Source organism: Actinomadura darangshiensis, assembly GCF_004349235.1.
GTDB classification, from domain to species: Bacteria; Actinomycetota; Actinomycetes; order Streptosporangiales; family Streptosporangiaceae; genus Spirillospora; species Spirillospora darangshiensis.
Map to the genome: position 1 here is coordinate 1 of NZ_SMKY01000506.1, position 3,673 is coordinate 3,673.

Consider the following 3,673-nt stretch of genomic DNA (forward strand, 5'->3'; position numbering starts at 1 on the left):
GCCGTCCCACCACCTGCGCGGCCAGCCACACCCCCCGGCCGACCGGCAGCCGCCGCGGCACAACCGGCCTCGCCGCCGGTGACACCACCCGGCCCGTCTGCCCCGCCTCGACCAGCAGACACGCCTTCTGCGCAGCCGCCGTTGGCGGAGGCGCGGATGGAGTCGACGGCGCCTCCGACGCCCGGTGCGCGGAGGCCTCACATGCCACGCCCGCCCGCGGCGCGTCCTGCGGCGCCGCCGCTTGGCAAGCGGCCGAAGGCGGGCGATACCGCAGCTCCGGGCGAATCGTCTCTGCCGCTCACCGGGTGGACGATTCCGGAGGCGCACGAGCCGGTGCACGCCACGTCGGCGCCGGCTCAGGGCGCGGAGGTCCGGCACGCTCCAGCACCCCAGGAGCCCGGGCGTTTCCTGCCACCGGGCCGGCCGCAGGACGAGCCGTCCGGCCGGGGCGGGGCCGCGATCGGGCTCGTCGTGGCGTTGGAGGGCGTCGTCGTCGCGGGCGTCGCGTTCGGGGCACAGCTCGTCTGGCCCGTCTGGGGCGCGGTCGTCCCGGCCGCCGTGTGGGCGGTTCTGCTGCTGGCGCCGCTGACGGCGCGGCGCGCGTACGGCTACCGGGAGCCGACCGTCGCCGAACGCGTCCGGACCGATCAGCCGTGGCGGGACGTGCAGAAGCGCGCGGGCGTCAGTGCGTTCCGGCTCGTCGTCGTCGAGTCGGACGAACTGAACGCGTGCAGGCCGTCAGGGCGGACGGTCGCCGTCACGTCCCAGTCGGCGCGCTCGCTGCCACCCGGGCAGCTGGAGGCCGTCCTCGCCCATGAGCTGGGCCATGTGCAGGGCTGGCATGAGGCGCCGGCGTTCGTCCACGCGCAGGTGACGTTGCCGAGCCGCGCGCTGCTGTGGGTGCTGCGCAAGCCGTGGTCCCCGATCGGCCCGATGTGGAAGCGGGCGGTCGCGTGGCATCGGCCGATCGGGTTCCTGCTGGTGTTCCTGCTGGCAATCCTCGCGACGGCGGTCACCGTGGTGGTCGCGCCGCCCGCCGCCGTCGCCTATGCCGCCGCGTCGGCCGCGCGCCTGCTGAGCGCCCGCGGGGAGGCCCGGGCGGACGCGGCGGCGGTGCGGGCGGGGTTCGGCGCCGGCCTGGTCGCGGCCGTGGAGCACCGCATCGAGCACCAGCCGCACGGGTTGCCGCTGCCGCTCGTCCGGCGCGCCCAGTCGCTCCGGCGGCGCCTCGGCTGAAGCCGGTCAGCTCCTCCCGCCGAACCCCGGCGGCGGTCCCTGCCGGGGTTCGTCGGGCGGACGCGGCCCGGTCTGCTGGCCGGGCGGCGGACCCGGGTCGGACGTGAGGGGCGCCCGCGGCGGCGGCGCGATGGGCTGGGCGGCCCACTGGGGCGCGGGCGGCGTCGCCCACTGGGGCGGCAGCGGGCCGGGCGCGTCCAGTGCCGGGCCCGGGCCGGGGATGGCCTGCGGGGCGGGCGGCGGATCCGGAAGCGGGCCGGTGGTGACGCGCTCCAGCGTGATGATGGCCGGGTCGCACTCGACGGGCGTGATGTTGCGGCCGCCGCCCGGCGCCGACTCGACCAGCAGGAGCGCGTGGTCGGGAAGGTGCTGGAGCGTGACGGGTTCGACGGCGTACTCGTACACGCGCTGCGTGGTGTCGGCGTCGCTCCAGTTGGTGCCCTCGGCGTAGGAGTAGGCGGCCGACCAGTTCCGCGACGTGGAGGTCGCGGTGCCCTCGGTGTCGCTGGTGCTGGTGGACCCGCCCCGGTTGCTGCCGCGCTGGTAGTTGGTCGACCGGTCCGGGAACAGCCCGAACATCTCGCCGCCCGAGTAGGTGGTGCCGGACGACCGGTTCGTCCCCCAGTTGCGGGACGTGCCCGTCGTGCGGCTGGTGCTGTAGGTCTCGGAGTCGCCCGTGCCCTCGGTGTCGGTGGAGGTGTGCGACTCGTTCCCGCCGATGTTCTTCGTGATCTGCGACAGGACGAACCGGTAGTCGCGTCCGATGAAGTCGGCGGCGCGGGTCGCGTCCTCGTTGTTGCCGAGCCGCATGAACGCGACGGCGCCGCCGCCGATCATCTCCGCGGACGTCTCGCGCAGCCGCCGGAACAGCAGGGTCAGCGGGACGCCGCGCCGCTCGCAGGCGTCCGAGAGCCGTTCCAGGTGGCGGCGGGCCAGCTCGTCCGCGCCGGCGATGACGAGGGCGGGCGTGGAGTCCCGGGACGCGGCGATGCGGTGCGTGACCCACTGGACGACCAGGTCGGTGAGCAGCTCGGACCGGACGTTGCGGGCCTGGCTGTCCAGCGCGATGCAGGTCAGGTAGCCGGCGCCGGCCTTGGACGGCTCCGTCCCGAGGTTCTCCAGCGGGTGGACGTAGGACTCGATCCGCGACAGGTTCGCGTGGGCCTGGCGGCGGTACTCGACGGTGAACAGCTCGCTCGCGATGTGCCGCCGCTCCTCGCGGGTCAGGACGTCGCCGTCGTCGGGTTCGCCCATCAGCGCGCGCAGCGCCGCCGCGATCCTGCCGAGCGTGATGTTCGCTCCGAGGGCGTCGCACACCTTCGTCAGGATCCGGTCGTCCATGCTGCGGTCGGCGCGCGCGGCGTCGGGGGTGCCGCCGTGCATGGACTCGACGATCGCGTCCACGAGGTCCTGCGGCGACATGTCGGTCAGGAGGGTGGACGACGCCTGGCGGCTGGGCAGCAGCTGCACGTCCACGCCCATCCAGGCCGCCTGGGACAGCTCGACCAGCTCGCGGCTGACGACCTCGCGGGACAGGTCGAGCACCAGCAGCGGCTGGACGGCGAGGGTGGACGCCCCGTACGTGGTGAGCAGCGCCTCCCACGCCCAGAGCGTCCCGCCGAACACGTCGAGGCGGCGGCCGGGCCGCGTCGCCGCGCCCCACTCGGGCAGGCCGTCCAGCCGCGTGCGCTCGGCGCCGTCGTGCGCCTGCTTGCGCGCCTGCCACTGCCGCGCCTGGTCCTGGTAGCCGCCGATGATCTGCTGCTGCGCCAGCTCGTAGGCCTGCCGGGCGCTCTGCCGCTGCCGGACGGCCCACCAGGTCAGCAGCCCGCCCGGCGTCATGGCGATGACGGCCAGCAGCAGCGATCCGGTCGCGAGGCTCTGGGCGCTGCTCACCGAGCAGGCGGCGAACAACGCGAGGATCCCCGCGACGGCCGCGCTGATCGGGAGCGTCCGGGTGAGCCGGCGCTGCGCCTCCTGCTCGGTCTCGGCGATGCGGCGCGCGAGGTAGTCCGGCAGCGCCCCCTGCCGCGGCGGCGCCTCCGGGAAGGGCCGCAGGAACCACCAGCGGTCCCGGAACACCCAGCCGAGGCGGGGGTCGGGACTGAACAGCCGCTCACGGCGTGACAACAAACCCCCGAGGTCGACCGGTCTGCCGCTCACGATGTAGAACTCCCGTCCTGTCCGGGTGTGGATGCGATCGTCGCATCTGTCGGCTCATGCGGGGTGATGCCGCAAACAACCCAAGCAGATTGACACGGGACTTGTCAGGCCCTCCACTTGGAACCGGCCTTCCCAATGCTTGTCTTGCTCAATAACCTGACTGACCATGGCACTGGACCGGGACGGAACCAAGGAGAAGGCCGACCGCCCCCCGCAGGCGGAGGCGCCGCCGCCCCGGCCCGACCGTCCCGGCACGGAAGGCGCCCCTTCCCGC

General features: G+C 74.6%; 2 protein-coding genes. One reads left to right on the forward strand and one right to left on the reverse strand.

From position 1 onward, the window contains the following. The first annotated feature begins 201 nt into the window (after positions 1 to 201). Entirely contained in the window at positions 202 to 1,236 is a 1,035-nt protein-coding gene (locus E1293_RS45525; RefSeq protein ID WP_132206154.1) for a M48 family metalloprotease, read from the forward strand. A 6-nt stretch (positions 1,237 to 1,242) separates the two neighbouring features. Here the strand turns inward: E1293_RS45525 and E1293_RS50440 are convergent, their stop codons facing one another. Beyond that, a complete protein-coding gene (locus tag E1293_RS50440; protein WP_132206156.1) occupies positions 1,243 to 3,399 on the reverse strand; it encodes a hypothetical protein in 2,157 nt (718 codons plus the stop codon). Positions 3,400 to 3,673 lie beyond the last annotated feature (274 nt).